22 protein-coding genes and 1 tRNA gene are annotated in these 26,771 nt (G+C 69.0%); 6 read left to right on the plus strand and 17 right to left on the minus strand.

The features are described from left to right. The first annotated feature begins 230 nt into the window (after positions 1 to 230). Together IEZ11_RS26705 and IEZ11_RS26710 are read left to right on the plus strand one after the other, a co-directional pair. Entirely contained in the window at positions 231 to 722 is a 492-nt protein-coding gene (locus tag IEZ11_RS26705) for a nitroreductase family deazaflavin-dependent oxidoreductase (RefSeq protein WP_229713382.1), read from the plus strand. 59 nt (positions 723 to 781) lie between these two features. Continuing rightward, positions 782 to 856 (plus strand) — tRNA-Met (locus IEZ11_RS26710). Between the two features lie 136 nt (positions 857 to 992). On the opposite strand, the gene IEZ11_RS26715 is transcribed toward IEZ11_RS26710, so the two are convergent. Continuing rightward, on the minus strand, positions 993 to 1,808 hold the full coding sequence (locus IEZ11_RS26715) for an SAM-dependent methyltransferase (protein WP_189265432.1): 816 nt from the start codon (positions 1,806 to 1,808) through the stop codon (positions 993 to 995). Between the two features lie 159 nt (positions 1,809 to 1,967). On the opposite strand from IEZ11_RS26715, the gene IEZ11_RS51110 reads away from it, so the two are divergent. Then, positions 1,968 to 2,165 (plus strand): hypothetical protein, encoded by a 198-nt coding sequence (locus IEZ11_RS51110; protein WP_229713409.1) that lies wholly within the window; start codon positions 1,968 to 1,970, stop codon positions 2,163 to 2,165. Positions 2,166 to 2,229: 64 nt separating this feature from the next. After that, positions 2,230 to 2,586: a substrate-binding domain-containing protein gene (locus tag IEZ11_RS26720; protein WP_373294979.1), complete on the plus strand. Its 357-nt coding sequence runs from the start codon at positions 2,230 to 2,232 to the stop codon at positions 2,584 to 2,586. A 38-nt stretch (positions 2,587 to 2,624) separates the two neighbouring features. On the opposite strand, the gene IEZ11_RS26725 is transcribed toward IEZ11_RS26720, so the two are convergent. The 6 genes from IEZ11_RS26725 to IEZ11_RS26750 form a co-directional block, all read right to left on the minus strand. Then, positions 2,625 to 3,758, minus strand: coding sequence for an acyl-CoA dehydrogenase family protein (locus tag IEZ11_RS26725; protein WP_189265433.1), 1,134 nt, complete (start codon positions 3,756 to 3,758; stop codon positions 2,625 to 2,627). Next, positions 3,755 to 4,942: an acyl-CoA dehydrogenase family protein gene (locus tag IEZ11_RS26730; RefSeq protein WP_189265434.1), complete on the minus strand. Its 1,188-nt coding sequence runs from the start codon at positions 4,940 to 4,942 to the stop codon at positions 3,755 to 3,757. Before IEZ11_RS26730 ends, IEZ11_RS26725 begins: the two co-directional genes overlap by 4 nt. A gap of 31 nt (positions 4,943 to 4,973) precedes the next feature. Further along, positions 4,974 to 5,738, minus strand: a complete 765-nt coding sequence (gene fabG / locus IEZ11_RS26735; RefSeq protein WP_189265435.1) for a 3-oxoacyl-ACP reductase FabG — start codon at positions 5,736 to 5,738, stop codon at positions 4,974 to 4,976. A 29-nt stretch (positions 5,739 to 5,767) separates the two neighbouring features. Continuing rightward, positions 5,768 to 6,991: an acyl-CoA dehydrogenase family protein gene (locus tag IEZ11_RS26740; RefSeq protein WP_189265436.1), complete on the minus strand. Its 1,224-nt coding sequence runs from the start codon at positions 6,989 to 6,991 to the stop codon at positions 5,768 to 5,770. 59 nt (positions 6,992 to 7,050) lie between these two features. Then, positions 7,051 to 8,541 (minus strand): long-chain-fatty-acid--CoA ligase, encoded by a 1,491-nt coding sequence (locus tag IEZ11_RS26745; RefSeq protein WP_189265437.1) that lies wholly within the window; start codon positions 8,539 to 8,541, stop codon positions 7,051 to 7,053. Between the two features lie 75 nt (positions 8,542 to 8,616). Beyond that, positions 8,617 to 9,831: an acetyl-CoA C-acetyltransferase gene (locus IEZ11_RS26750; RefSeq protein WP_189265438.1), complete on the minus strand. Its 1,215-nt coding sequence runs from the start codon at positions 9,829 to 9,831 to the stop codon at positions 8,617 to 8,619. A 148-nt stretch (positions 9,832 to 9,979) separates the two neighbouring features. Between IEZ11_RS26750 and IEZ11_RS26755 the strand changes: the two genes are divergently transcribed. After that, positions 9,980 to 10,627 carry a TetR/AcrR family transcriptional regulator gene (locus tag IEZ11_RS26755; RefSeq protein WP_229713384.1) on the plus strand — a complete coding sequence of 216 codons (648 nt, stop codon included), beginning with the start codon at positions 9,980 to 9,982 and terminating at the stop codon, positions 10,625 to 10,627. Between the two features lie 26 nt (positions 10,628 to 10,653). On the opposite strand, the gene IEZ11_RS26760 is transcribed toward IEZ11_RS26755, so the two are convergent. Further along, a complete protein-coding gene (locus IEZ11_RS26760; RefSeq protein WP_189265439.1) occupies positions 10,654 to 11,133 on the minus strand; it encodes a MaoC family dehydratase in 480 nt (159 codons plus the stop codon). 179 nt (positions 11,134 to 11,312) lie between these two features. Between IEZ11_RS26760 and IEZ11_RS26765 the strand changes: the two genes are divergently transcribed. Then, entirely contained in the window at positions 11,313 to 12,278 is a 966-nt protein-coding gene (locus IEZ11_RS26765; RefSeq protein ID WP_189265440.1) for a phosphotriesterase family protein, read from the plus strand. 96 nt (positions 12,279 to 12,374) lie between these two features. On the opposite strand, the gene IEZ11_RS26770 is transcribed toward IEZ11_RS26765, so the two are convergent. The 9 genes from IEZ11_RS26770 to IEZ11_RS26810 all read right to left on the minus strand — a co-directional run bounded on the left by IEZ11_RS26770 (position 12,375) and on the right by IEZ11_RS26810 (position 26,367). After that, the gene (locus IEZ11_RS26770) at positions 12,375 to 13,784 is read right to left on the minus strand and encodes a glycoside hydrolase family 43 protein (RefSeq protein WP_229713385.1); all 1,410 of its coding nucleotides are present in this window, start codon (positions 13,782 to 13,784) and stop codon (positions 12,375 to 12,377) included. A 64-nt stretch (positions 13,785 to 13,848) separates the two neighbouring features. Beyond that, a complete protein-coding gene (locus tag IEZ11_RS26775; protein WP_189265441.1) occupies positions 13,849 to 16,644 on the minus strand; it encodes a LamG-like jellyroll fold domain-containing protein in 2,796 nt (931 codons plus the stop codon). Positions 16,645 to 16,710: 66 nt separating this feature from the next. Continuing rightward, entirely contained in the window at positions 16,711 to 17,565 is an 855-nt protein-coding gene (locus tag IEZ11_RS26780; RefSeq protein WP_189265442.1) for a hypothetical protein, read from the minus strand. 112 nt (positions 17,566 to 17,677) lie between these two features. Continuing rightward, entirely contained in the window at positions 17,678 to 20,479 is a 2,802-nt protein-coding gene (locus IEZ11_RS26785; RefSeq protein WP_189265443.1) for a LamG-like jellyroll fold domain-containing protein, read from the minus strand. Positions 20,480 to 20,593: 114 nt separating this feature from the next. Continuing rightward, positions 20,594 to 22,099, minus strand: a complete 1,506-nt coding sequence (gene arfA / locus IEZ11_RS26790) for an arabinosylfuranosidase ArfA (protein ID WP_189265444.1) — start codon at positions 22,097 to 22,099, stop codon at positions 20,594 to 20,596. Positions 22,100 to 22,156: 57 nt separating this feature from the next. Then, positions 22,157 to 23,104, minus strand: a complete 948-nt coding sequence (locus tag IEZ11_RS26795) for a glycoside hydrolase family protein (protein ID WP_189265445.1) — start codon at positions 23,102 to 23,104, stop codon at positions 22,157 to 22,159. 13 nt (positions 23,105 to 23,117) lie between these two features. Continuing rightward, positions 23,118 to 23,999: a carbohydrate ABC transporter permease gene (locus IEZ11_RS26800; RefSeq protein ID WP_189265446.1), complete on the minus strand. Its 882-nt coding sequence runs from the start codon at positions 23,997 to 23,999 to the stop codon at positions 23,118 to 23,120. Between the two features lie 27 nt (positions 24,000 to 24,026). After that, positions 24,027 to 25,007, minus strand: a complete 981-nt coding sequence (locus tag IEZ11_RS26805) for a carbohydrate ABC transporter permease (RefSeq protein WP_189265447.1) — start codon at positions 25,005 to 25,007, stop codon at positions 24,027 to 24,029. A 10-nt stretch (positions 25,008 to 25,017) separates the two neighbouring features. Beyond that, positions 25,018 to 26,367 (minus strand): extracellular solute-binding protein, encoded by a 1,350-nt coding sequence (locus IEZ11_RS26810; RefSeq protein ID WP_189265448.1) that lies wholly within the window; start codon positions 26,365 to 26,367, stop codon positions 25,018 to 25,020. Positions 26,368 to 26,771 lie beyond the last annotated feature (404 nt).

Here is a 26,771-nt window from a genome sequence, read left to right on the forward strand (position 1 = left end):
ACAGATCTCCCCGTCCCACGCGCAGATCATTGCGGACAGCAGTGATCTTTCAAAACACGACCTAGGCACTGCCGACTCAGCACGGCCGACTAGGCAGATGTGTCGTGTCCATTGCCTTCGACAGCTGATGACGGTAGGAACGCATGCGCTCCCGGTCCGTCCGTCGTGGGCGACACGGAGCGCTCGCCCGTCCCCAGCAGACCGGTCAGTTGCCCGATCGGAGGCGACCCGTGCCAGATCAACGCCCGCGGCCCCAGCAGCTGGACTCCCCGCTACTGCCGAAGATCTTCAAGTACATGGCCAGGATCCAGGTGTGGGTCTACCGCCGTTCCCGTGGCCGCATCGGCGGGAAGTGGCGCATCGCCGCGGGCTTCCGCAAACCCGTCCCCACCCTGCTCCTCGATCACATCGGCCGAAAGTCCGGCAGGCTCTACACAACACCCCTGCTCTACATGGCCGATGGCCCCCACACGATTGTCGTGGGTTCCCAGGGAGGGCTTCCCAGGCACCCGCAGTGGTACCTCAACCTCCGCTCCAACCCCGACACGTACATACAGATCCGTGCCGCGCGGACACCGGTTCACGCACGCACCGCGGATCCTCAGGAACGCTCGCGCCTCTGGCCGCTGCTGCTGGAGGTCTACGCCGACTTCGCGCTGTACCAGGAGTGGACCGACCGTGAGATTCCGGTCGTGATCCTTGAACCGCGGACCGACGGGTAGGAAGAATCCCGCCCACTGCCCGGCAAGCGCCGGCGGATGCCGTACGGCGAAGACACCGACGCGGGGTGGAGCAGCTCGGTAGCTCGCTGGGCTCATAACCCAGAGGTCGCGTGGTTCACATCCCGCCCCCGCTACCGACGTCCGACAGCAAGGTTGCAGGTCGTACGCCGTCGCCACACGTGTCCGGGTGCCTTCGCACGTCAACGGCGTCGGCGTCGACCAGCGCCAAGATGTCCCACCGGGCGGTAGGCAGCGAGGTGAAGCGAGAGATCACCGTTTCAGCGCCACGGCTCCCAGCTGGGGTACGACCGTGGGCTCTGCGCCGGGCTCCGGCCGCCACAGCGAGCAGGACACGAGCCCGGGCTCCAGGAGGGTGAACCCGTCGAAGTACTGGGCGACCTCCTCGCTGCTGCGGGCGGTGACCGGCGGTTTGGCGTTGGCGTTCCAGAACGCCATCGCCTCGAGCTGCAGGTCGCCGCCGAGTTCGGGCTCCGTGGTGGGATGGGTCAGTACGAGGAAGCTGCCGGGGGCCAGCGCCTCCACGAGCCGACGTGCGATGGCCCGCGCCTCGTCACCGTCGAGGACGAAGTTGAGGATGCCGAGCAGCATGAGTGCGGTGGGCTCGGTGAAGTCGAGCGTGCGTCCGGCGATGCGCAGAATGGTGTCCGGGTCGTGCACATCGGCGTCGATGTAGTCGGTGGCGCCTTCCGGCGTACTGGTCAGCAGGGCGCGTGCGTGCGCGAGCACGATGGGGTCGTTGTCGACGTACACGATCCGCGACTCGGGGGCGATCCGTTGGGCGATCTCGTGGGTGTTGTCCAAGGCCGGCAGGCCCGTGCCGATGTCGAGGAACTGACGGACGCCGTGCTCCTCTGCCAGACAGCGCACGGCGCGGCCGAGGAACTCCCGGTCGGCGCGCGCGATGTCGCGGATGACGGGGATCATTCCGGCAACGTGATTGCCTACCTGCTGGTCGACCTCGTAGTTGTCCTTGCCGCCCTGCCAGTAGTTCCACACGCGAGCGTTGTGCGCCGTCCCGGTGTCGAGTCGCTGCGCTGCGGCGGTGGCGCTCTGGTTCTCGCTCACGTCTTCCTCTCCTCGCACGCCCAAGGACCGCGTGAATCAAGGCACTTGCGGTCACGGCTGCGCTGTGGCACATCGGTGGGCGTCATTCTGCCGTACACCGCCGTCGTCATGTCCCGGAACAGGTGGGGCGGAGGACGATGAGATCCACCAGGCGTTCTCATGATCAGCTCCCGGCCGGCCGCTGCGGAACTCGGCTCACCCTGGGGAACGTCGTGGACCTCGCTCGTCGGCGCCCAACACTGCACCTGGGCTCTCGACGAAAGCCGCACCGGGCACGAAGGTGACCGCAACCCGGTCCTGGACCAGGGACGGGCGTACCCCTGGTCGGGAGCCCGGCTGCCGTCCGTCCCGGAGTAAGATCACGGCCGCCGGGGCGGCGCTCTCCGAGCGCCTCGCCAGGAATGATGCCCTGATCCAGCAGGTGGACCGGCTCGGCACGCGTGAAGGCGCGCAGCGCGCCGGCGAGAGGGCACAGAGCGGGCTCGACTTCGACGGTGTCTTCTGCATCACCGATTCCCTGGCCATGGGTGTGCTGCGGGGCCTGGCCGACTCCGGCATCCCGGTGCCGGAACAGGTGAAGGTGATCGGCTTTGACAACATCTCGGAGAGCGAGTTCCTCATCCCGTCGCTCTCCACGGTCGATCCCGACCACCGCAGCATGGCCGAGCGTGCGGTCGACCTGCTGATCAGGCGCGTCGAGCAGACCGAGCCGGCCTTCGGTCACGAGGAGTCCGTCGGAGAATTCACGTTGGTGATCCGCGAGTCGACGGGCGGCTGAACCCTTCCCCGGCCGGCGCGGATCAATCAGTCCCGGTGTCAGTCCGCTGTCTGCTGACCCGCCGTTCCTCGGGCGGGGAGGTCGATCAGTGGGGACAGCCTCACCAGATGATTCCCGGGGGTACCGAAAACGAGCTGGTCGGCCTTGGCCCGCTTGAGGTAGAGGTGTGCCGGGTGTTCCCAGGTCATCGCGATGCCGCCGTGCATCTGGACGCACTCCTCGGCCGCGAGCACCGCGACGTCCGCGCAGTACGCCTGGGCGACGGACGCGGCGACGGCCCGGTCCGGGTCGTCGGCCGCGGCGGTCACGGCGGCGTACCGGGCCACCGCATGGGCCGTCTCGACCTGGACGTAGAGGTCGGCGAGCCGGTGCTTGAGCGCCTGGAAGCCTCCGACCACCCGGCCGAACTGCCGACGCGTCTTGACATAGTCGAGGGTGGTGTCCAGACACCACTGAGCCAGCCCGACCTGCTCGGAGGCCAGCAGCGCGGCACCCAGTTCGAGAGCCTCGTCCACTGCGCGTACGGCCATGTCGCCATCGGCGAGCAGCCGGCCGGTCGCACCGGCGAGGTCGACGTCGGCCAGTTGCCGGGTCATGTCCAGGGACACCACCGGTGTGATGCGCACCGCGGCCCGCTCCACCGCCCACAGCTGTGTTCCGGTCGCGGCGGTGACCGGGACGATCAGCACCTCGGCGTCCAAGGCCCCGGCGACCCCACGGACCTCGCCGCTCAGGCAGCCGTCCCCGCCGACCGTCACCGGAGCGAGAGCTGCCGATCCGTCCGGCGCGGCGCTCAACGGAACGGCCAGCGCCGCCACCTGGCCGCCGGCGACCTCGCCCGCGAGTTCCTTGTCGGCCACCTTCACCAGCACCCGCGCGGCCACCACGGCGCTGGTCAGATAGGGGACGGGCGCCATCGCGCGGCCCAACTCCTCCAGGACGACGGCCGCTTCACGGGCGGAGGCACCCGCCCCGCCGAACTCCTCGGGCACCAACAGCCCGGCCAGCCCGAGTTCACCGGACAGGGCGGACCAGAGACCGGGGTCCGAGGTGTCGCCGTCGTAGCGGGCGATGCCGCGCTCCGGTCCCCAGCGCCGTGCCATCAGGGTGCGCACGGCGTCCCGCAGGGACTCCTCGACGTCGGTGTAGAGCAGGTCGAGATCGTCGTTCATCGGGGCAGGTCCTTCCACGGGATGTCCTTGTCGACACGCGGTTCCGCCGGCAGACCCAGTACCCGCTCCGCGACGATGTTGCGCAGCACCTCGGAGGTGCCGCCCTCGATCGAGAAGCCCTTCGCCCGCAGGTACCGGTATCCGGCATCGTGGCCGGTGAAGTCGGAGCGGTCGGGGACGCGCATCGTCCAGTCCGCGTAGCGCAGGCCGTCGGCGCCGAGCAGTTCGAGTTCCAGGCCGGACAGCCGCTGGGCGAGGCCGGCGAAGCCGAGTTTCATCGCCGAGCCTTCGTGGCCGGGCTGCCCTGCCGCCAGTTTCTGGCGCAGCCGGGTCGCGGCGATCCGGGCCGCCTCGGCCTCCACCCACAACTTCAGCAGCCTGCTGTGGAGTTCAGGGGTGCGGAGTTCCGGGCGGCGGCGCCAGGTGTCGGCGACGACACCGATCATGCCGCCCTCGCGCGGGCGTGGGAGAGCCGCGATGGTGACCCGCTCGTTCATGAGGGTGGCGTTCGCGACCTGCCAGCCCTGCCCCTCGGCGCCGAGCCGGTGGGCGTCGGGGATCCGGACGTCGGTGAGGAACACCTCGTTGAACTCGGCTTCGCCGGTGATCTGACGCAGCGGCCGTACGTCGATCCCGGGGGCGCTCATGTCGCACAGGAAGTACGTCAGACCCGCGTGCTTGGTCACCTCGGGGTTGGTGCGGGCGACGAGGATCGCCCACTGCGAGGTCTGGGCCCCGGAGGTCCACACCTTCTGGCCGTTGACCACCCAGGTGTCGCCCTCGCGCACCGCACGGGTGGTGAGCCCGGCCAGGTCGGAGCCGGCGCCGGGCTCGCTGAAGAGCTGGCACCAGACCTCCTCACCGGTGAACAGCGGGCGCAGGAAGCGATGCTTCTGCTCGTCGGTGCCGAACTGCAGGATCGTCGGGGCGGCCATGCCGAGCCCGATGGTGTTGCGCTCGGGTTCGTTGTCGGGAGCGCCCGCCTCGGCGAGCAGCGCGTCGACATGGGTCTGCGACTCCCTTGCCAGGCCCAGCCCGCCGAGCCCGACCGGGAAGTGCACCCAGGCCAGCCCGGCGTCGAAGCGCGCCCGCAGGAACTCCCGGCGGCCGAGTGCGCGCGGATCGTGCGCGGCCAGGAAGTCCGACACGTGTGCGGTGAGCTCGTCCAGCTCCTGATCAGCCATCAACTCGCCTTTCCTGATCGGCCGTTCATCTTCAGTCCGTCGGTCCGCCGGCGACGTAGACCACCTGGCCGGAGACGTATCCGGCGTCCTCGGAGACGAGGAAGGACACCGTCGCGGCGATGTCTTCCGGCTTGCCGCTGCGCCCGACCGGGATGGTGGCGACCACCGCCTCCCTCAGCTGGTCGAAGGACATGCCCATGCGGGCGGCCGTCGCCGCGGTCATCTCCGTCTCGACGAAGCCGGGTGCGACGGCGTTGACGGTCACCCCGTAGCGGCCGAGTTCGATGGCCAGGGTCTTGGTGAAGCCCTGCAGACCGGCTTTGGCCGCCGAGTAGTTGGCCTGGCCGCGGTTGCCCAGTGCCGAGGTGCTCGACAGGTTGACGATCCGGCCCCATCCGGCCTCGACCATGTGCTGCTGGGTCTCGCGGCTCATCAGGAAGGCGCCGCGCAGGTGCACGCCCAGTACCGCGTCCCAGTCCGCGGCCGTCATCTTGAAGAGCAGGTTGTCGCGGAGGATGCCGGCGTTGTTCACCAGGACGGTGGGCGGGCCGAGTTCGGCGGCGATCCGGGCGACGGCGCCGCGCACCGCCTCCTCGTCGCCGACGTCCGCCCCGACCGCCAGGGCACGGCCGCCGGCCGACTCGATCTCGTCGACCACGGGCTCGCAGGCGGCTTCGTCCAGGTCGAGGACGGCGACGGCCATGCCGTCGCGGGCCAGCCGCCGAGCCGTGGCGGCGCCGATGCCGCGGGCGCCTCCGGTGACGACGGCGGTGCGGTGTACTGCTTCTGCGCTCATGGGGCGCCCTTTCTGCGTGGTTCGACGTCTCAGGCGGTCCGGCCCCACTGGGGGTCGCGACGGCGCAGCTCCATGTGCGCGAGGGTCCGCTTGTGGACCTCGTCCGGGCCGTCGGCGAAGCGCAGGGTGCGCTGCTGGGCGTACATGTCGGCGAGCGGGAAGTCGTTGCTGAGGCCGCCCGCCCCGTGCACCTGGATGGCGCGGTCGATCACCTTCAGCGCCATCTGCGGTACCGCCACCTTGATCGCGGCGATCTCGACGCGGGCCGCGCGGTTGCCGACGGTGTCCATCAGGTAGGCGGTCTTCAGGGTCAGCAGACGGGCCATCTCGATCTCGACCCGTGCCTCGGCGATCCAGTCCTGGATGTTGGCCCGGTTCGCCAGCGGCTCGCCGAAGGTCACCCGTGCCTGGGCGCGGTCGATCATCAGGTCGAGGGCGCGTTCGGCGGCGCCGATGGAGCGCATGCAGTGGTGGATCCGGCCGGGTCCCAGCCGGGCCTGGCCGATCATGAATCCGTCGCCCTCGCCGGCGAGCAGCGCGGTCGCCGGCACTCGGACGTTCTCGAAGAGCAGCTCGCCGTGGCCCTCGCGGTCCTGGTAGCCGAAGAGGGGGAGGCTGCGCAGCACGGTGATGCCGGGGGTGTCGAGGGGGACGACCATCATGGACTGCCGGCGGTGCCTGGGCGCGTCCGGGTCGGTCTTGCCCATGACGATGAGCACCCGGCAGTTCTTGTGCAGGGCGTTGGACGTCCACCACTTGCGGCCGTTGAGGACGTACTCGTCCCCGTCACGTTCCATCCGCAGTTCGATGTTGGAGGCGTCCGAACTACCCACCGCCGGCTCGGTCATCGCGAACGAGGAGGCGATCTCGCCGGCCAGCAGCGGCTTGAGCCACTTCTCCTTGTGCTCCTCGGTCCCGAAGAGCGTCAGCACCTCCATGTTGCCCGTGTCGGGTGCGTTGCAGTTGGTGGCTTCGGGAGCGATGTGCAGGCTGCGGCCCATGATCTCGGCGAGCGGCGCGTACTCCAGGTTGGTCAGGCCCGGTCCCCACTCCGGGTGGGGGTGGAAGAGGTTCCACAGGCCGCGCTTCTTCGCCTCGGTCTTCAGCTCCTCGACGACCGACGGGTAGTGGTGCGGATCGCCGGAGGCCGCCATCTCGGCCCAGTAGACCGGTTCGGCGGGGTAGACGTGCTCGTCCATGAACGCCAGCAGGTCTTCCTGGTAGCGCTTGGCCCTGTCAGTGAGTTCCCACACGAGGGAGGCTCCTTCGTAGGTTCGGGATCCGCGGGTGCACACGGATGCGGGTGTGGGGGTCAGCCCGGGATCGCGTCCCAGTCGAGGGCGCGCTTGAGGATCTTTCCGGTGCTCCCCTTGGGCAGGGCGTCGACGAACCGCACCAGGTGGGGGACCTTGTACGCGGAGAGCCGCTCCTTGGTCCAGGCGCGCAGTTCCTCGGTGGTGAGGGTGGCGCCGGGCCGCAGGGTCACCACGGCGGCGACCTCCTCGCCGTAGTGCGGGTCCGGCACACCGATCACGGCGGCCTCGACGATGTCGGGGTGGCCGTAGAGGACCTCCTCGACCTCGCGGGGGTAGACGTTGTAGCCCCCGCGGATGACGAGGTCCTTGAGCCGGTCGACGATGTAGAGGAAGCCGTCCTCGTCGAGCCGTCCCAGGTCGCCGGTCTTCAGCCAGCCGCCGGGCAGGTCGGCGGCGGTGGCCTCGGGCCGGTTCCAGTAGCCCTTCATGAGGTGCGGGCCGGCCAGGTACACCTCCCCCACCTGCCCCGGCGGCAGGACTTCGCCGGCCGGGTCGCGGATCTCCACGGCGGTGCCGGGCAGCGCCGGTCCGACCGAGCCCGTCCGGGGGCCGCGGTCCGGTGAGTTGAAGGAGCCGGCGCCGGTGGACTCGGTGAGGCCGTAGCCCTCCAGGATCGTGCAGCCGAACCGCTCCTGGAACTCGCGGATCACCTCGGCGGGCAGCGAGGCGCCGCCGGAGCCCGCGAGCCGCAGGGCGGCGAAATCCTCGGCGTCGAAGTCCCCGTCGGCGTGCAGCATCGCGTTCCACATCGTCGGTACGCCGGCCATCACGGTCACGCGGTCGTCGCGGACCATGCGCAGCATGGCGTTCGGCTCGAACGGCGAGAGCAGGGAGAGGGAGCAGCCCGCGGTGAGGGTGCCGTTCAGGCAGACCGCCTGGCCGAAGATGTGGAAGAGCGGAAGGCCGGTGGCGAACCGGTCGTCGGGGGTGAGGCTCAGCTGCCGGCGAAAGGCTTCGGCGGTGAACGCCAGGTTGGCGACGGTGAGTTCGACTCCCTTGGGGCGGCCGGTGGTTCCCGAGGTGTAGAGCAGCAGGGCCGTGTCGTCGGCGCGCCGCTCGACGGGCGCCGCGATCGGTTCGCCCTCGCTCACCGGCGCGCCGGGTCGCAGCGGAAGGAGCGGCAGCCCGCGCTCGGCGGCCGCTTTCCCGGCCGCGTCGGCGCACGCGTGCCAGGCGATGACCAGCCGGGCGCCCGAGTCGTCGAGCACGTATCCGACCTCGGCCGGGGTCGCCATGGTGTTCAGGGTGATCAGGACAGCGCCGACGGCGTGGACGGCGGTGGAGACGACGACGAACTCGGGCACGGTCGGGGCGACCAGGAGGACGCGGTCCCCCGGCCGCACGCCCTCGGCGTGCAGGGCGCCGGCCTGGGCCGTGGCGTGTTCACGCAGCGCGGCGAAGGTCCAGGTGTGTCCGTGGGCCCGCAGGGCCACGGCGTCCGGGCGGGCCCCGGCGTGACGCCAGACGGCGTCGGCGGCATTCGGCATGATCCCTCCTCGTTGAGGGGTGGCGGGTTGACCAGACACTAAATGAACTTGACGTCGGGTTCAATAAAGGGCCGCTCAAGAGAGCCGCTCCAGGACCATGGCCATCCCCTGTCCCCCGCCGACGCACATGGTCTCCAGCCCGATCTGCTTGTCGTGGAAGCGGAGCGAGTTGATCAGCGTGCTGGTGATCCGGGCGCCGGTCATGCCGAAGGGGTGGCCCACCGCGATGGCGCCGCCGTTGACGTTGAGCCTGTCCTCGGCGATGCCCAGATCCCGGGCGGACGGGATGACTTGGGCGGCGAAGGCCTCGTTGATCTCGGCCAGGTCCACGTCGTCGACGGTCATCCCCGCGCGGGCGAGAGCCCGCCGCGAGGCCTCCACCGGACCGAGGCCCATGATCTCGGGCGACAGGCCGCTGACACCGGTGGAGACGATCCGCGCCAGCGGGGTGATGCCGAGTTCCCGCGCCCTGACGTCGGACATGGCCACCAGAGCCGCGGCGCCGTCGTTGAGCGGGCAGCAGTTGCCCGCGGTCACCGTGCCGTCGGGGCGGAACACCGGCTTGAGCTGGGCCACCGCGTCCAGGGTGACACCGGCCCGGGGGCCGTCGTCCTGGCGGACCACCGTGCCGTCCGGCAGGACGACCGGCGTGATGTCGCGCTCCCAGAAGCCGTTGGCGAGGGCCTTCTCGGCGAGGTTCTGGCTGCGCACCGCGAAGGCGTCCTGCTCGGCGCGGGTCACCCCTTTGAAGCGTGCGACGTTCTCGGCGGTCTGCCCCATGGTGAGGTAGAGGTCCGGGAGCCCGCCCAGCTCGCGCGGGTCCCACCAGCCCTGACCGCCCTCGGCCGCCTTCTCCGTGCGCTTGCGCGCCTCGGCGAACACGGGGTTCTCGGTGCCCGGCACGTCGGCGAACCCGCGGTCGTACCTGCTCACCGTCTCCACACCGGCGGATATCAGGACGTCCGCCTCGCCGGCCTTGATCGCGTGCAGTGCCATCCGGGTGGTCTGCAGGCTCGACGAGCAGTAGCGGTTCACGGTCACGCCCGGCAGGGTGTCGAGACCGGCGAGCACGGCGACCGCCCGGGCCATGTTGTGACCGGACTCCGCCGACGGCTGACCGCAGCCGAGCATCAGGTCGTCGATCTCACGGGGGTCCAGCTGCGGCACCTCGGCCAGCGCGGCCCGCACCATCTGCACGGTCAGGTCGTCGGGACGCATCCCGGCGAGGGAGCCCTTGCGGGCGCGACCGATGGGCGAGCGGGCGGTGGCGACGATGACGGCCTCGGGCATCGGGGGCCCCTTCCTCGGTGAGCTGTTCGCTGACCGGACGATACTAAACTTGACGTCAAGTTCAACTCTAGAGGGAGAGCAACCCACATTTGATTTCGGCGCCGGATTCAATAACGTGAGCCTTCGCCGTCGAGGAGAGGACCCCCTAGTGCAGGCCGGAGAAGCGACCGACAGCACGCCCGAACGCCCTGCCCCGCGCACCCCCCGCGGGATCCGCACCCGCAACGCGCTCGTGGTCGCGGCGCGCGAGGTGTTCGAACGCGACGGCTTCCTGGACGCCAGGATCAGCGACATCGCCAAGACCGCCGGCACCGCGTCCGGCTCCTTCTACACCTACTTCGACAGCAAGGAGGAGATCTTCGCCGCCGTTGTCGAGCAGGTCCAGGAGGAGATGGTGCATCCGCACGTGCGCGAGCGCGCGGACGTCGACGACCCCCGGGTCCTGATCGACCTGGCCAACCGCGAGTACCTCCAGACGTACCGGCACAACGCTCGCTTCATGGCCGTACTGGAGCAGGTGTCCCAGATCGACGAGCGGTTCCGTGCGATGCGGCTCGGACGCAGCATGGCCTTCGCCGAGCGCAACGCCCGTCTGATCCGCAAACTGCAGGAACAGGGGATGGCGGACACCGAGGTGGATCCGGAGATCGGCTCACTGGCCCTCTCCGCGATGATGAGCCGCATGGCCTACCTGGTGTACGTGTACGGCCACGACATCCCGTTCGAGCAGCTCGTGACGAACCTCAACCGGCTCTGGTACAACGCGCTCACCCTGCGCCCGCCGGCCGATTCCTGAGGTGCGCGGGGACCGGGCCCGCGCGGTCAGACCCCGTACTCGGTGAAACGTCCGATCGACTCCGCGACGCAGACGGGCTTCTCGGCGCCCTCCGCCTCCACGGTCAACCGGGTCAGCAGCTGGACGCGGCCCGGCGCCGCTTCATCGGCGGAGAGCACGAGGGCCCGCATCCTGATGCGCGAGTCCACCGGCAGCGGGCGCACGAACCGCACCCGGTCGTAGCCGTAGTTCAGGCTGTGCGCGAACCCGTCGAACGCCATCAGTTCCTCCATGAACCGAGGCGTCCGGGACAGGCTGTACAGCCCGTGCGCGATCGTGGAGCCGAACGGGCTCGCCGCCGCCCGCCCGGGATCCACGTGGATCCACTGGTGATCCCCGGTGAGAGCGGCGAAGGCGTCGATGGCCGCCTGGTCCACGGTGTGCCAGTCGGTGGGCCCGAGTTCGACACCGACCAGGGCCCGCAGCTCGGCGGCGGTGGTGGGATGCAGCGGGGCGATCGGGGGCATGCGGGACTCCTCTGGTACGCCATGGCGCTCGCAGGGCGCCGCGTCGTCACGACAACCGCCGCGACTTTAATCCGAATCCGAACCCGAATTCAACTTTGTGGCCACCGGTGCTTGACGAGGGTGAGGGGCGACGCGAACCTTGGCTTGAATTCGACGTCAACTTCGGATTGGAGCCCGCCATGCCCCAGGTGCAGACCGTCACCGGTCCCGTCGACTCCGGTGACCTGGGCCGTGTCCTCGTCCACGAGCACGTGTTCGTCCTCGGGGAGGAGCACCGGCACAACTACGACCGCTGGGACGAGGAGGAGCGGGTCGCCGACGCCGTCGCCAAGCTGCGCGAGCTGAAGTCGCTGGGCATCGACACCATCCTGGACCCGACCGTCCTCGGCCTGGGCCGCTACATCCCCCGCATCCAGCGGGTCGCGGAGCAGGTGGACCTCAAGATCGTGGCCGCTACCGGGATCTACACCTACAACGACGTGCCGTTCCAGTTCCACTACAACGGCCCGGGGCTGCTGTTCGACCGGCCCGAGCCGATGGTCGACCTGTTCGTCAAGGACCTCACCGAGGGCATCGCCGACACCGGCGTCCGGGCCGCCTTCCTCAAGTGCGCCATCGACCAGCCCGGCCTGACCCCCGGGGTCGAGCGTGTGATGCGCGCGGTGGGGCAGAGTTCGGTCGCGACCGGAGCGCCGATCACCGTGCACACCGACGCGCACAGCGAGTCGGGCCTGGTGACACAGCGTGTCCTCGCCGAGGAGGGGGTGGACCTGTCGCGGGTGATCATCGGGCACTCGGGCGACACCACCGACGTGGACTACCTGAGCAAGCTGGCCGAGGCGGGGTCCTTCCTCGGCATGGACCGGTTCGGGCTGGACGTCCTGCTGCCCTTCGAGGACCGGATCCGTACCGTCGTCGAGCTGGTACGCCGCGGGTACGTCGACCGGATCACCATCGCGCACGACGCCGCCTGCTACATCGACTGGTTCAGCGAGCCGGACAAGGTCCGGGCCGCACCCCGCTGGCACTACCGCCACATCAGCGAGGACGTCATCCCCGCCCTGCTGGCACGCGGTCTGAGCGACGACGACATCGACACGATCCTGGTGCGGAACCCGAAGCGCTTCTTCGACGGCACCGTGTGAGCGACGGCGCGCCGTCGCTCACACCCCTGCGGTGTGCGACGGGGCCGCCCGGTCGGTCCGGGCGGCCCCGCTCCCTGCCGAGGTGACCGGTGTGTCTCAGTACCAGACGGAGAAGGTGGCGTCGGACTGGTCGGTCGTGGTGGAGATCGGGTCGATGCGCAGGACGAACGCCGAGTGCCGGATGTAGCGGGTGGGGTAGTTGTAGGAGCGGAACGACGTCCAGGTGGAGTCGGCGAGCCCGGCCGTCTTGTAGAACGTGGCGTCCTGGGCGAACTGCGTGGTGCTGTCGTTGACGTCCAGTTTCAGCTGGAAGTTGGAGTGCCGCAGGTAGCGGGTGGGATAGCTCACCGACTGGAAGGACACGCCCGAGGAGTCGGCGAGGCCCGGGACGATCGTCCACTGGGAGTCGGTGTACGGGTCGAACGGGTAGGGGTCGATCCTGCCGACGAAGCTGGAGTGCCGCCAGTACCGGCCGGGGTAGTTGTAGGACTTCAGCCGGTTCCAGGTGGGCGTGGACCACGCGGTGACGAGGTTGTCGTACTCGGTCTGGCTGATCGGCTGGATGGTGGCGTGCTTGGAGTTGAGCGGCTGGGTGTAGATCTTCTGGTCGAGGGCGGTCCAGGTGCCGAGGGAGAGATCGCTGGTCTCCCACGCGTAGAAGACGCCGTTGACCGTGTAGGAGTCGCCCCACAGGTACCAGGTGTCGTCGGTCTGTGACTTGGCGAGGATGGGCGCCTCGGTCGCGCCGTGGTTCACGGCGGTGCTGAACACCGTGAAGCTGCCGGGATCGAGGCTGGTCGACTTCGCGCCGACGAGCTTCGCCGTGGAACTGTTCTTGAAGTACAGGTAGTTGACGCCGTCGACGTCGAGGGCCAGGTCGCCGTCGATCACGGCGTAACCGGGGTCGAAGAACGTCACCGCGGTCGTCGCCGTCACGAAGTCGGTGGTGTAGCTCACCATGATCACGCTGTGTCCGCTGCTGTCGACGGACGAGAAGATGATCGCGTACTCGCTCCGGCCGGCGTCCCAGAAGGCTTCGGGCGCCCAGCTGTACGAGTCGTTGTCGTGCAGCTTCAGCCGTCGGTAGTTGTCGAAGGAGCGCAGGTCGACGGAGTCCCAGATGTGGATGTACTGATTGGTCTGGGTGAAGTCGGTGGCCATGAGGTCGGTCGCCATGACCACGAAGGTGCCGTCCTGCTTCCGGAGGAAGTAGGGGTCGCGCAGCCCGCCCGTGCCCTCGGTGGGGGTGACGACCGGATTGTTCTGGTTCAGGGGCATCCACTCCAGGCCGTCGGTGCTGACGGCGACGTGCAGGCCGTAGTTGGCCCCCAGGCCGTTGGGCGACTCGGTGAAGTAGCCCATCACGTACGGCGCGCCCGTCGCCGCGCGAGCGGTACCGGCGCCGAGGGTCAGGGCGCCGGAGAGAGCCAGCGGCACCGTGGCCGCCATGCCGAGGAACAGTCGGCGCGAGGGCTGGGGGGCATCGGGTCGGTGGCTGTCGTTCATCAGAGCCTCCAGAGGGTGTGACGGGTGGGATCTACGGATGGCCGTTACCGGATTGGCCCGTGGATCAGCCGGCGGCGAGTGCGGCGATCTCCGTGGAGGTCAGGACGCGCTGGTAGAAGTTGACGTCGTCGATCTGACCGTTGGTGAAGTCGACCGGCCCCTGGTTGTAGGTGGCGGCGCCTATCTGGGTTCCGCCCTTGGTCGTCCAGGCGCTGCTGAAGGCCGTGCTGGCCTGGAGGGTGCCGTTGACGTACAGCGAGATGGTCTGGGCGCTGCTGTCGTACATCGCCAGGACGTGGTACCAGGTGCCGGTCGTCGCCGAGGAGGTCGCCTGCACGGTGTAGGTGGTCGCGGTGTTGGAGTTGTTGCCGCGGGTGACGAAGGTGAACTTGCCGCCCGAGAGCTGCAGATAGAACGGGCTGACCTTGGTGCCGAAGAGGCTGGCGAAGGTCTGGTTGCCGGTGAGCGAGTTGAGCTTGACCCAGGCGCCGACCGAGTAGCTCTGGCCGGTGTCGATCACCGAGGACGGAACGATGCCCATGGTGCCGCTGGTGCCGTCCATGCTGAGGGAGTTGGAGCCGACCTTGCCGGAGCCGGCCCAGGTGGTGTCGCCCTCGATGTAGCCGTCAGAGGTGTTGCCCAGGAGGTTGGAGAAGGTCGTCCCGGTGCCCTCGTCGAGCTGGAAGTAGCCGGCCGCTCCGGTGCCCAGGGCGTAGGCCTCGCGGGCGGTTACGGCGCGGGGGATCATCCGGACGTCGTCGATGGCGGCGTTGGCGAAGTCGACGTTGCCACCGTTGAACTTCGCGCGGCCGATCGTGGTGTCACCGGTCGCCTTCCACGGGGAGGAGAAGGCGGTCGTGCCCTGGAGGGTGCCGTTGACGTACAGCGCGATGGTGTGGGCGCTGTTGTCGTAGACGCCGGTCAGCTGGTACCAGGTGCCGGCCACGGCGGTGGTGCCGGTGACCAGCTTGTAGGTGGCGCTGCCCGAGTCGGAACTGCGGACCACGAACGTGAACTTGCCGCCCGACAGCTGGAGGTAGAAGGGGCTGATGTTGGTGCCGTCGATGCTCGCGTACGTCTGGTTGCCCGTCAGGGTCGTCGGCTTGACCCAGGCGGAGACCGTGTAGCTGCCGCTGGTGTCGATCGCGGTGGAGGGCACGTCGACCCAGGAGGTGCTGGAGCCGGTCAGGTTGACCGCGTACGAGCCGACCTTGCCGGTGGTCCAGGACGCCCCGGACTGCAGGGTGGCGGTGTTGGCGTGGACGGCCCGGTCGGCGCTGGTGGTGCCGGTGCCCTCCTCGAAGGGCCAGTAGGCTCCGGCGGTCGCGGTGGCCGCGGAGACCGCGGCCCCGTTGTAGGCGCCGATGTTGGGCGCCGCGGTGGAGGAGACCGTGTTGCCGAAGTAGTCCAGGCCGCCGTTGGAGGAGATCACCGCACCCGCGCCCAGGGCGGGGGAACCGGACCGCAGCTTGTAGACCGCCGCGGTGGAGCGTCCCGCACTGCCGCCGCCCGGGAGCACCAGCAGCGGATCAGAGGTGATCTTGTTGGCGTCCGTCGGCTCCGAGGACGGATGGTTGCCGTAGAACAGGTTGTTCGTCCAGGTGGTGTTGCCGGTGGTGTAGCCGCCGGTACCCAGCTTGTAGATGAGGTTGTTCGAGAAGGTGACGGCGCTGTTGGGGGTGCCGGTGGTCACGCTGCCGTTGTTGCCCGGCCCCATGTAGACCGTGTTGTTGTACACCTGGGCGGTGGTGCCGCTGTCGACGCCGCCCATTCCGGAGAAGACGGCGTCGGATGCCGCGTCGTTCTGGCTGATGTTGTAGCGGATCACCGAACTCGACGCGCCGAAGCCACTGCTGCAGCACCACTGGGTGAAGCCGTAGGGGTTGTCGTGCGTCCAGTTGTACTGGACGACGGTGCCGCTGGTCGTGTTGTCGATGTCGAACGCCGCACCGTCGGAGTACTTGCGGTACTGGCGGGCGACCTCGTTGTACTGCCACAGTCCGTCGGTCGACCATGCGGTCCAGAGGCCGGCGCCGGAGTAGCGGCGGCCGTTGTCCATGGCGACGTTGTTCTGGACGACCGGAGCATCGCAGAACACGCACACGATGTCGTTGCCGCCGGCGTCGGTGATGGTGTTGCCGTCGATCACCACGTTGGTGGCGTTGATGTCGTGGTCGAGGCCGGTGAGCGAACCGATGTAGATGCCGCCGGGGTCGGTGTGGGTGAGGGTGTTGTCCGTGATCTGGACGTCGTCCCAGCCGCTGGTGGTGTTGTCGTCGGTGACGTTGAAGGCGATACCCGACGAGGTGCTCGGCTGCACGCTGGCCTTGGCGTTCCAGTAGCCGGAGACGTCGTGGACGTCGTTGTCGACGATGTGGATGCCGGACAGGATGCCGGTGGTGTCGTTCTGCAGCTGGATACCGCTGCGCAGCGCGGTGGTGGACGAGGTGTTGGTGATCTCCAGTCCCTGGATGGTCCAGTACTGCTGGTCGGTCAGGGCGATGGTGGCGGTCGCGCCGGCGCCGTTCAGGATCGGGTCGGCGCCCGAGCCGTAGCTGGAGATCGTGATCTGACCGCTGCTGGAACCCGAACCCTGCGGCGCCAGTTCACCGGACCACGAGCCGCCCGCCTGGAACAGGATCTGGTCACCGGCGGTGAAGGTGGTGGAGTTGACGTTGGTGAGCGTCTGCCACGGACTGCTCGAACTGCACCCGTCATTGCTGTCGCTACCGGACGACGACGAGACGTAGTACGTGGTGCACGTCGCCGCACTCGCGGTGGTGCTGGGCACGATCGCGAGCACCAGCCCGGCGGCCGCACTCGCCACCACCGCCAACACACGGTATGGCCATCTTCGCATGGCGTTCCTCTTCGAACGTAAGCGGATGTGGAGGTGGAGCAGACCGGCGCACGGCCAGGCGGTGCCTCAGGCGACGGGAACCGCGGCGAGCACTGCGGAAAAGGCATGCACCTGGGCGGAGCGGGCCGCGTCGGCCACCAGGTCCTCGTAACGGTCGTCCAGGTACATCTGGCGTACCTGGGCGCGGGCTTGGGCGTAGGACGGGGTGGTCAGGGGGGCGCCCGTCTCCTCGGCCTGCCTGAGGTCGTTCTTGTGGGTGTCGTAGTAGCGGCGCAGGGCGCTCTCCGTGACCTTGAGCACTCCCTTCTTCGCGAGTTTCTGCTTGAGGTCGAAGGCGAGGTTGTGCAGGACGTAGGTGAGGTAGTTGGCCTCGGTGTACTGCTTGGGCCCGTAGATGACCTGGCCTGTGGCGACGGCCGCGCTCCGGCGTTGGTTCTCCGCGGTCCAGTCGCGCAGGAAGCCGCTGTAGCTGGGGTCGGCCAACAGGCCGTACTCGTGGGCGAGGTTCAGTACGACGGTCGTCTTCTTCGCGTCGGAGAGGGCGCGCTGCTTGAGGTAGTCGGCGGGGGTCGTGCCGCTGTGCCGGGTGGTCCAGAAGCGGGGGCCGTCGACAGCCCCGTACTCCTTCCGGAAGTGGGTGAAGGTGGCGGCGCGCTCCTGTGCCAGGTAGAGGGCGAACTCCCGTACGGGGATGCTCCGGCCGTCGATCTCGGCGACCACGCTGGTCGGCGGAGGAGACAGTGGCGCCGGGGCGGCCGGGCTCGCGGAGTCCCGTCCGCCGAGCAGCGCGACCGCGGCGATCACCAGCGCGCCGAGGACACCCGCGGCGGCGATCACCCATCCGGGGACCGTCCGGCGCGTGGCCTTGCGGGTCGGCGGAGCCACGGCCGGGCGGCGGCGTTGGCGCACGGTTGTGGTCATGCTCGGACTCCCTTTCCGCGAGTTCTACGCGAGTGCTGCGAGTGGAGTGGTGCCCGGCCCGGCCCCCTTTTTGCCGGGCCGGGCACCGTCCGCCGTCGGTCTGGCCCGTGGGTCAGCCGGCGGCGAGTGCGGCGATCTCCGTGGAGGTCAGGACGCGCTGGTAGAAGTTGACGTCGTCGATCTGACCGTTGGTGAAGTCGACCGGTCCGCGGTTGTAGGTGGCGGCACCGATATCGGTGGAGCCGTTGCTCGTCCAGGCGCTGCTGAAGGTGGCGCTGGCCTGGAGTGTGCCGTTGACGTACAGCGAGATGGTGCTGGCGCTGCTGTCGTATATGGCGAGGACGTGGTACCAGGTGCCCGTCGTCGCCGAGGAGGTCGCCTTCACCGTGGTGGCGGCCGCGGAGTTGGAGTCCGAGGCACGGGTGGTGAAGACGAACTTGCCGCCCGACAGTTGCAGGAAGAACGGGCTGATCTTGCCGCCGGTCAGACTGACGAAGGTCTGGTTGGAGGTGGTGGCGACGGAGTTGAGCTTGACCCAGGCGCCGACCGAGTAGCTCTGCCCGGTGTCGATGGCCGAGGACGGGACGACGGCCATGGTGCCGCTGGTGCCGTCGAAGCTGAGGGAGTTGCTGCCGACCTTGCCGGAGCCGGCCCAGGTGGTGTCGCCCTCGATATAGCCGTCCGTGGTGTTGCCCAGGAGGTTGGAGAAGGTCGTCCCGGTGCCCTCGTCGAGCTGGAAGTAGCCGGCCGCTCCGGTGCCCAGGGCGTAGGCCTCGCGGGCGGTGACGGCGCGGGGGATCATCCGGACGTCGTCGATGGCGGCGTTGGCGAAGTCGACGTTGCCGCCGTTCCACTTCGCGCGGCCGATCGTGGTGTCACCGGTCGCCTTCCACGGGGAGGAGAAGGCGGTCGTGCCCTGGAGGGTGCCGTTGACGTACAGCGCGATGGTGTGGGCGCTGTTGTCGTAGACGCCGGTGATCTGGTACCAGGTGCCGGCCACCGCCGTGGCGCCGATGACTCTCTTGTACGTGGCGCTGGTCGAATCGGCGCTGCGGACCACGAAGGTGAGGTTGCCGTTCACCGACTGCAGGTAGAAGGGGCTGATGTTGGTGCCGTCGATGCTCGCGTAGGTCTGGGTGCCCGTGACCGTGGTCGGCTTGACCCAGGCGGAGACGGTGTAGCTGCCGCTGGTGTCGATCGCGGTGGAGGGCACGTCGACCCAGGAGGTGCTGGAGCCGGTCAGGTTGACCGCGTACGAGCCGACCTTGCCGGTGGTCCAGGAGGCCCCGGACTGCAGGGTGGCGGTGTTGGCGTGGACGGCCCGGTCGGCGCTGGTGGTGCCGGTGCCCTCCTCGAAGGGCCAGTACGCCCCCGCGCTCGGGGTGGCCGCGGAGACCGCGGCCCCGTTGTAGGCGCCGATGTTGGGCGCGGCCGTCGAGGAGACCGTGTTGCCGAAGTAGTCCAGGCCGCCGTTGGAGGAGATCACCGCACCCGCGCCCAGGGCCGGGGAGCCGGACCGCAGCTTGTAGACCGCCGCGGTGGAGCGTCCCGCACTGCCGCCGCCCGGGAGCACCAGCAGCGGATCAGAGGTGATCTTGTTGGCGTCGGTCGGCTCCGAGGACGGGTGGTTGCCGTAGAACAGGTTGTTGGTCCAGGTGGTCTTCGATGTGGAGTAGCCGCCGGTGCCCAGCTTGTAGATGAGGTTGTTCGAGAAGGTGACCGTGCTGTTCGGGGTACCGTTGGTCACCCGGCCGTTGTTGCCCTGACCCATGTAGATGGTGTTGTTGTACACCTGGGCGGTGGTGCCGCTGTCGACACCGTTCATCGTCGGGAAGACGGAGTCCGACGATCCGTCGTTCTGGCTGATGTTGTAGCGGATCACCGAACTCGACGCGCCGAAGCCGCTGCTGCAGCACCATTCGGTGAAGCCGAAGGGGTTGTCGTGGCTCCAGTTGTACTGGATGACCGTGCCGCTCGTGTTGTTGTCGATGTCGAACGCCTGGCCGTCGACGGACTTGCGGTACTGACGGGCGACCTCGTTGTACTGCCACACACCGTTGGTGGACCAGCCGCTCCACAGGCCGGCGCCGGAATACCGGTAGCCGTTGTCCATGGCGACGTTGTTCTGGACGACCGGCGAGGCGCAGAACACGCACACGATGTCGTTGCCGCCGGCGTCGGTGATCGTGTTGCCGTCGATCACCACGTTCGTGGCGTTGATGTCGTGGTTCAGGCCGACGAGCGAGCCGATGTAGATGCCGCCGGCGTCGGTGGACGTCAGTGTGTTGTCCGTGATCTGGACGTCGTCCCAGCCGCTGGTGGTGTTGTCGTCGGTGACGTTGAACGCGATACCCGACGAGGTGCTCGGCTGCACGCTGCCGGCGTCGTTCCAGTAGCCCGACACGTCGTGGATGTCGTTGTCGACGATGTGGATGCCGGACAGGATGCCGGTGGTGTCGTTCTGGAGCTGGATACCGCTGCGCAGCGCGGTGGTCGAGGCCGGATTGGTGATCTCCAGGCCCTGGATGGTCCAGTACTCCTGATTGTGCAGATAGACGGTGGCGGCCGCGCCGGCACCGTTCAGGATCGGGTCGGCGCCCGAGCCGTAGCTGGAGATCGTGATCTGACCGCTGCTGGAACCCGAACCCTGCGGCGCCAGTTCACCGGACCACGAGCCGCCCGCCTGGAACAGGATCTGGTCACCAGCGGTGAAAGTGGTGGAGTTGACGTTGGTGAGCGTCTGCCACGGGCTGCTCGAACTGCACCCGTCATTGCTGTCACTACCGGACGACGACGAGACGTAGTACGTGGTGCACGTCGCCGCACTCGCGGTGGTGCTGGGCACGATCGCGAGCCCCAGCCCGGCGGCCGCACTCGCCACCGCCGCCAACACACGGTATGGCCATCTTCGCATGGCGTTCCTCTTTGAACGAAAGCGGATGTGGAGGTGAAGCAGACCGGTGCGTGCGGCACGCCGAACCGAGCCGCCAGCAGGCGAACACCGCACGCACCGGCCGATCAGGGGGCCTCAGACGAGGCGGATCATGTTCCAGGACAGAGCGGGGAGGGTGGCGCGCAGCACGGCACCGTCCAGGACGGTGCCCGTGGCGGCGGCGGGGGCGACGCGTTCGGGCTGGTCGAGGGTGTTGCGGGCGTCCGGGTCGGGGTCGGTGAGTACGGAGTGCTCGACGACGCGGGTCAGGCCGTCGAGTCCGCGCAGGGCGACCTCCAGGGGCAGCGCGTCGGTCTGACTGCGGTTGACGGCGAAGACGGTGACAGCGCCGGTGGTGTCGTCGGCGACCGCGGTGGCCTGTACGAGAGGGACGTCGCCGAACTTCTCCGTCGGGTAGGTGGGGCTGTCCACGTTCACCTGGAGCACCCGGCCCCGGCCGTGGCGCGACGCCTGGGCGAAGGGGAAGAAGGTGGTCTGCCGCCAGGCCGGGCCGCCCGGCTCGGTCATGATCGGGGCGATGACGTTGACCAGTTGGGCCAGGCACGCGAGCCGCACCCGGTCGGCGTGCCGGAGCAGGGCGATGAGCAGAGAGCCGAACACGACGGCGTCGGTGACCGTGTACACGTCCTCCAGCAGGCGGGGTGCCTGCTGCCAGTTGCGCGGCTCGGCCTCCGGCCGTGAGGAGTACCAGACGTTCCACTCGTCGAAGGCGATGTCGATCCGCTTCTTCGACTTCAGCCGGGCGCCGACGCTGTCGCAGGTCGCGACGGTGTTCTCGATGAAGGACTCGGTGTCCACCGCCGAGGCGAGGAAGGAGTCGCGGTCGCCTTCCTTCTCCTCGTAGTAGGCGTGCATCGAGATGTAGTCCACGAGGTCGTAGGTGTGCTCCAGCACCGCCGACTCCCAGGCGCCGAACGTCGGCATGAACTGGGCGGAGCTGCCGCAGGCGACCAGCCGCACGTCCGGGTCGACCAGCCGCATCGCCCAGGCGGTGGCGGCGGCCAGCTTGCCGTACTCGTCGGCTTCCTTGTGGCCGATCTGCCACGGGCCGTCCATCTCGTTGCCCAGGCACCACAGCCGCACGCCGTACGGCTCCTTGTCGCCGTGGGCGATCCGCTGGTCGGAACGGGTGGTGCCGCCGGGGTGGTTGGCGTACTCCAGCAGTGCCAGGGCTTCCCTGACGCCGCGGGTGCCCAGGTTGGCGGCGAGCATCGGCTCGGCGCCGTCGACCTTGCGCACGAACGCCATGAACTCGGACAGGCCGAACTGGTTGGTCTCGGTGGAGCGCCAGGCCGGGTCGAGCCGGCGCGGCCGGGTCTCCTTGGGGCCGACGCCGTCCTCCCAGTCGTAGCCGGAGACGAAGTTGCCGCCGGGGTAGCGGATGGCGGTCACGCCGAGTTCGCGGATCAGGTCCAGGACGTCGGTGCGCAGGCCGTCGGCGTCGGCGGCCGGGTGCCCGGGCTCGTAGAGGCCGGTGTAGACGCAGCGGCCGAGGTGTTCGACGAAGGAGCCGAACAGCCGGGGGTCGACGTCTCCGACGGCAAACGCCGGATCCAGGACAAACCGGGCGGTGGGCGGCATGGAGGATCCTCTGTGAGGGGAGCGGGAGGGCTGCGGGGGCGGGGCTTGGCCGATCGGTCAGGGCCCGTCGGGATCGGAGCCCGGGGCGAGGGCCAGTTCAACCGGTTCGTTCCGGTCGCAGTGGAGCCTTCCGTCGATCACCCGCAGGGCGGCCACCTGGAGCGAGGACCGGCGGTGCCGGTATTCCGCTTCGGCGCTGCCGGGCGTGCGGTCGGGGTGGGTGAAGTAGAAGGCGTAGGCCGTGTCGCCCTGGACGACCACGTCGGCGTGGTACCCGTACCCGCTGTCGTCGGGCCGGCTGCCGGGGACGTCGAGGACCAGGCCCTGGTGTTCCCAGTGCTCCAGGTCGTCGGAGCGCAGGACACCCTGCCCGTGCCACTCGTCGACGATCATCCAGTGGTGGCCGCCGAGCTCGAAGACGTTGGGGCCCTCGTGCGGCCGGTGCGTGACGGCCGGGCCGGTCGGACGCCAGTGGAAGAGATCGGGGCTGTCGGCGGCGTAGGTGACCGAGCCGTGGGTCTCGTCCTTGTACCAGAGCCGGAAGCCTCCGCCGGGCAACGGGTAGACGCAGGCGTCGATCACCCGGGCCGAGCCGAGGTCCAGGGGGCCGTGATGCGTCCAGCCGAGCAGGTCGGGGCTGGTGTAGTGGCGGATCTCGGCGCGTCCGGACCAGTCGTCGGGCACGCCTCGGATCCAGCTGACGTACATGTGGTAGCGCCCGTCGTGCCAGATGATCTCCGGCGCCCAGAAGGTGTTGCGGCCCCACTCCGGGTCCGGGACGTCGAGCGTGCCGCGGTAGGTCCAGGTGCGCCCGCCGTCCGCGGAGGCGGCGACGCCCAGGTCGGTGCCGTGCACCCAGGCGACGCCGGGGCCCGGGGCGGTGACCCGGCGGCCTGTGTAGACGAGCCACCACTCGCGGGCCCGGCGGTTCCAGACGGCCACCGGGTCGGCGGCGCCGTCGTGGACCGGGTCGCGGAACAGGGGTGCGCTCGCTGCGCCTGACACGTGCGGTTCTCCCTTACTTCAGGCCGGAGTTGGCGAAGCCGCGGACATAGGAGCGCTGCGCGGCGAGGAACAGCAGGATGACGGGGATGAGGTAGAGGACCGCGCCGCCCGCGATGAGGTTGGGCAGCGGGAAGCCCTGGCCCATGACATAGCCGGTGCTGACTCCGACCGCGAGGGTGGTGTTCGACTGGTCGAGGAGCAGGTTGGGGGCGATGAAGTCGCCCCAGACCACGTTGAAGGCCAGCACGAACGCGGTCACCAGCAGCGGGCGGGACAGCGGCAGGAAGATCTGCACGAAGATCCGGATCCGGCCGGCGCCGTCGATGACCGCGGCCTCCTCCAGCTCCTTGGGGAAGCTGGAGAAGAACTGCCGGTACAGGAAGATCGCGTACGGCGCTCCGGCCGAACCCCACAGCACCCACGGCCAGTAGGTGCCGACCAGGCCCATCTGGGCGAACAGCAGATAGGTGGGGATGAGGGTGACGATCTGCGGGACCATCATCGTGGCGATCAGCAGCCCGAACAGCAGGCTCTTGCCCGGCGCCCGCAGCCGGGCGAAGCCGTACCCGACGATCGCCGAACTCAGCGTGGTCAGAGCGGCGTTCACGACGGACAGGACCAGGGAGTTACGGGCGAACTTCCAGAACGGGATGATCTTGACGGCGTCCGCGTAGTTCTGCCATCGCAGCACCGAGGGCAGCCAGGTGTCGCTGCTCATCTGGCTGGCCGGCCGCAGCGAGCTGATCAGCAGCGTCACGAACGGCAGGGCGAGCAGGACGGACACCAGGAGCAGGGTCAGGAACACCACGACCCGCCTGGGGCTGCGCCTGCTCGGGCGCGGGGCCGGTGCTGTCTCGGCGGCCGGTGCCGGGGTGGCGGTCTCCGGCGTGCGCATAGGACTCTCCTTGAGGGCCATGGCGGATCAGCCCTCCTTCGCGGGCGCGTTGGGATCGACGGCGTAGAACACGGTGCGCCCGGCGACCTTGAAGATCACGGCCGTCAGGGCCACGATCACCAGGAAGAAGACCGTCAGCATCGCCGAGCCGTAGCCGTACCGGGAGTAGGCGAAGAACTGCTGGTAGACGTCGACCATGTAGACGCGGTTCGCGTTGGGGATGTTGGTGTACACGTCCTGCATGCCGTGGTCGCTCAGCGGGGAGAGCAGGAGCACCGGGACGAACGTCTGGAGCGTGGTGATCGTCACCAGGACCGTCTGGAAGAGCAGGACGGGCGAGATGACGGGCAGCGTCACGTGCCGGAAGGCGGTGAGCGGGCCGCCGCCGTCCAGCTTCACGGCCTCCAACTGCTCGGCGGGGACGGTCTGGAGGGCGGCGAGGAAGATGATGATGCCGGCGCCGATGCTCCACAGCAGGACGACGATCAGGACGACGAAGGCCCGGCTGCCGGTGAGCCAGCTCACCGCGGTGACGCCGAACATCCGCAGGAAGCGGTTGACCGCGCCCGAGTTCTGGTCGAAGGCCACTTTCCAGATCAGCGAGGCCGCGACCGGTGGCACGATCGCCGGGATGTAGATCAGGGTCCGGAAGACCGTGCGCCCCCGCACCTTCTCGTTGAGCAGGACGGCGAGGAGCAGACTGCCGATGATCGTCGTGGGGACGATGATCGCCACCAGGAGCAGCGTCTTCGTCAGCGAGGCCATGGTGTCGCCCGAGGTGAGGACCTCGTGGTAGTTGTCCAGGCCGACCCAGGGCTTGACCGGCGAGATGCCGTCCCAGGCGGTGAAGCTCAGGTAGACGGCGTAGCCCACCGGGAAGAGGGTCAGCAGGGCCGTGCCGATGACCCAGGGGGAGACGAAACCGTAGAACGCCAGGGCTTCACTTCGGCTCCGGCCGAGCCGGCGCCGTCCGGCCGGCTCGGCGCCGCGGGGGCGATGCGGTCGCATGCCAGGGAACCTACTTTCCGGCGAGCTTCTTGCCGTTGGCGAGAACGGCGTTGACGTCCTTGGTGAGCTGGTCGGCGAGCTTGGCCACCGAGGTGCCCGAGCCCACCGCGGCGGTGAACGCCTTGGCGATGGTGGTGTCCAGCGCCGTGGTCTGCGCGTACGGGGTGGCGTTGCCCAGGACGTCCACGTAGGCGAGTTCGTCGGACTGGACCTTGAAGGCGGCCTTGTCGAACGCCGTGGTCTGCGGCAGGAGGGACAGCATCGACTTCAGCGAGGGCAGGCCGTTGCCCGCCGCGATGCGGTCGTGGGCGCCCGCGCCGCCGCAGTACCACTCGATGAACTGGAAGGCCGCGCCGGGGTTGGAGGCCTTGGCCGGGATCCAGTAGCCGACGGCGCCGAAGGACGGGCTGACCCTCTTCTTGCCCAGCATGGGGGCGGCGGCGAAGACGGTCTTGGACTGGTACGCCTTGGCGGTGGAGCCGAGGAAGCCGCCGAACCAGTAGCCTTGGCCGGAGGTGGCCTGCTTGCCGGCGACGTACTCGGGGCCGTCCCAGTCGGGGCTGGGGTTGATCAGAGAGTACCCGGTCTTGGCCTTGGCCACGTCGACCAGCCAGGTCAGGGCGGCGATCGCCTCCGGTGAGGTGAAGTCCGCGGTGCCCAGGTCCTCGGAGAGGATCCGGCCGCCGGCGGTCGCCGCCATGGCGCCGATGCGGTTCATGCTCGCGGTGGTCGTGAAGAGCCCGTAGACGCTGGTCTTGCCGCCCGAGGTCTTGGTGAGCTTCTTGGCGGCGTCGGCCAGCTCGTCGTAGGTGATGGGCTGGGACGGGTCCGGCGCCTTGAGTCCGGCGGCGGACCACATGTCCGAGTTGTACCACCACATCGAATCCTGCGACCAGTCCTTGGCGATGCCGTACCGGGAGCCCTTGCCCTGGGCCGTGCCGTTCCACTTCCAGACGTTGTTGATGGGCAGGATGTCCGACTCCTTGAGCACGGTGCTCTGGGCGAAGTACTCGTCCAGGTTCAGGGCGATGCCCCGGCTCGCGATGTAGGGGGTGACGTCGGTTCCGGCGTCGCGGACCACGTCCGGCGGGTTGCCGGCGGCCAGCATGGCGTTGAGGCGGGTCGGGTCGGTGTTGATCTGCTTGATCTTGACGCCCGGGTGGGCCTTCTCGAACGCGGCGACCTCGGCGGGGGTGATCTCACCCTGGACGCTCATGATCGTCAGCGTGCCGGTCTTGGCCTTGACCGGAGTCTTGGAGGCCGTCGTGCCGCTGTTCCCGCAGGCACTGAGTGCAGCGGCACCGGCGATGAACCCGGCGCTGGTGAGGACCGAACGTCTGCTGAGGGCGGAGTGTGGCATGGGGTCAGCTCCTGTGAACGTGGGACGTAGGGAGGGGCGTGAGACGGGGCGGCCGAACGAAGGTCCTTCGCGGTCACGGCGGGGACGCCTCCCGCCGCGGCCGGCGTTGTTCGCCGGTGCCGCCGCGGGAATTCGGCAGACGGTGGCCATGGCGGCCGTTCCGCCGGGCCGTGACCGTTGCGGGGAAGTGGAGCCGGAACCGGCGGGCCACATGTCGCTTCGGGGAAGCGGCATCAGGATGTCCGGCAGGTACATCGTCGTCAAGTCCCCGTAACAACGCTTTTTCCGTATCGACATCCAAGCCACCCACCCACGCCTGTTCTTCTCGGCGCGGTATCCCCTGCTTGTTCAGCGATGTTTCCCTCAGAGGACTCACGCAGGCCCCGGCGACGGAATGAATCCAG

The sequence above is a fragment of the Streptomyces fuscichromogenes genome (assembly GCF_014645815.1).
GTDB lineage: Bacteria > Actinomycetota > Actinomycetes > Streptomycetales > Streptomycetaceae > Streptomyces > Streptomyces fuscichromogenes.

Coding starts and splice junctions, on each gene's coding strand:
- IEZ11_RS51110 (WP_229713409.1), top strand. CDS start 1,968: ATGATCAGCTCCCGGCCGGCCGCTGCGGAACTCGGCTCACCCTGGGGA.
- IEZ11_RS26725 (WP_189265433.1), bottom strand. CDS start 3,758: ATGAACGACGATCTCGACCTGCTCTACACCGACGTCGAGGAGTCCCTG.
- IEZ11_RS26730 (WP_189265434.1), bottom strand. CDS start 4,942: ATGGCTGATCAGGAGCTGGACGAGCTCACCGCACACGTGTCGGACTTC.
- fabG (WP_189265435.1), bottom strand. CDS start 5,738: ATGAGCGCAGAAGCAGTACACCGCACCGCCGTCGTCACCGGAGGCGCC.
- IEZ11_RS26745 (WP_189265437.1), bottom strand. CDS start 8,541: ATGCCGAATGCCGCCGACGCCGTCTGGCGTCACGCCGGGGCCCGCCCG.
- IEZ11_RS26750 (WP_189265438.1), bottom strand. CDS start 9,831: ATGCCCGAGGCCGTCATCGTCGCCACCGCCCGCTCGCCCATCGGTCGC.
- IEZ11_RS26760 (WP_189265439.1), bottom strand. CDS start 11,133: ATGCCCCCGATCGCCCCGCTGCATCCCACCACCGCCGCCGAGCTGCGG.
- IEZ11_RS26765 (WP_189265440.1), top strand. CDS start 11,313: ATGCCCCAGGTGCAGACCGTCACCGGTCCCGTCGACTCCGGTGACCTG.
- IEZ11_RS26770 (WP_229713385.1), bottom strand. CDS start 13,784: ATGAACGACAGCCACCGACCCGATGCCCCCCAGCCCTCGCGCCGACTG.
- IEZ11_RS26775 (WP_189265441.1), bottom strand. CDS start 16,644: ATGCGAAGATGGCCATACCGTGTGTTGGCGGTGGTGGCGAGTGCGGCC.
- IEZ11_RS26780 (WP_189265442.1), bottom strand. CDS start 17,565: ATGACCACAACCGTGCGCCAACGCCGCCGCCCGGCCGTGGCTCCGCCG.
- IEZ11_RS26785 (WP_189265443.1), bottom strand. CDS start 20,479: ATGCGAAGATGGCCATACCGTGTGTTGGCGGCGGTGGCGAGTGCGGCC.
- arfA (WP_189265444.1), bottom strand. CDS start 22,099: ATGCCGCCCACCGCCCGGTTTGTCCTGGATCCGGCGTTTGCCGTCGGA.
- IEZ11_RS26800 (WP_189265446.1), bottom strand. CDS start 23,999: ATGCGCACGCCGGAGACCGCCACCCCGGCACCGGCCGCCGAGACAGCA.
- IEZ11_RS26805 (WP_189265447.1), bottom strand. CDS start 25,007: ATGCGACCGCATCGCCCCCGCGGCGCCGAGCCGGCCGGACGGCGCCGG.
- IEZ11_RS26810 (WP_189265448.1), bottom strand. CDS start 26,367: ATGCCACACTCCGCCCTCAGCAGACGTTCGGTCCTCACCAGCGCCGGG.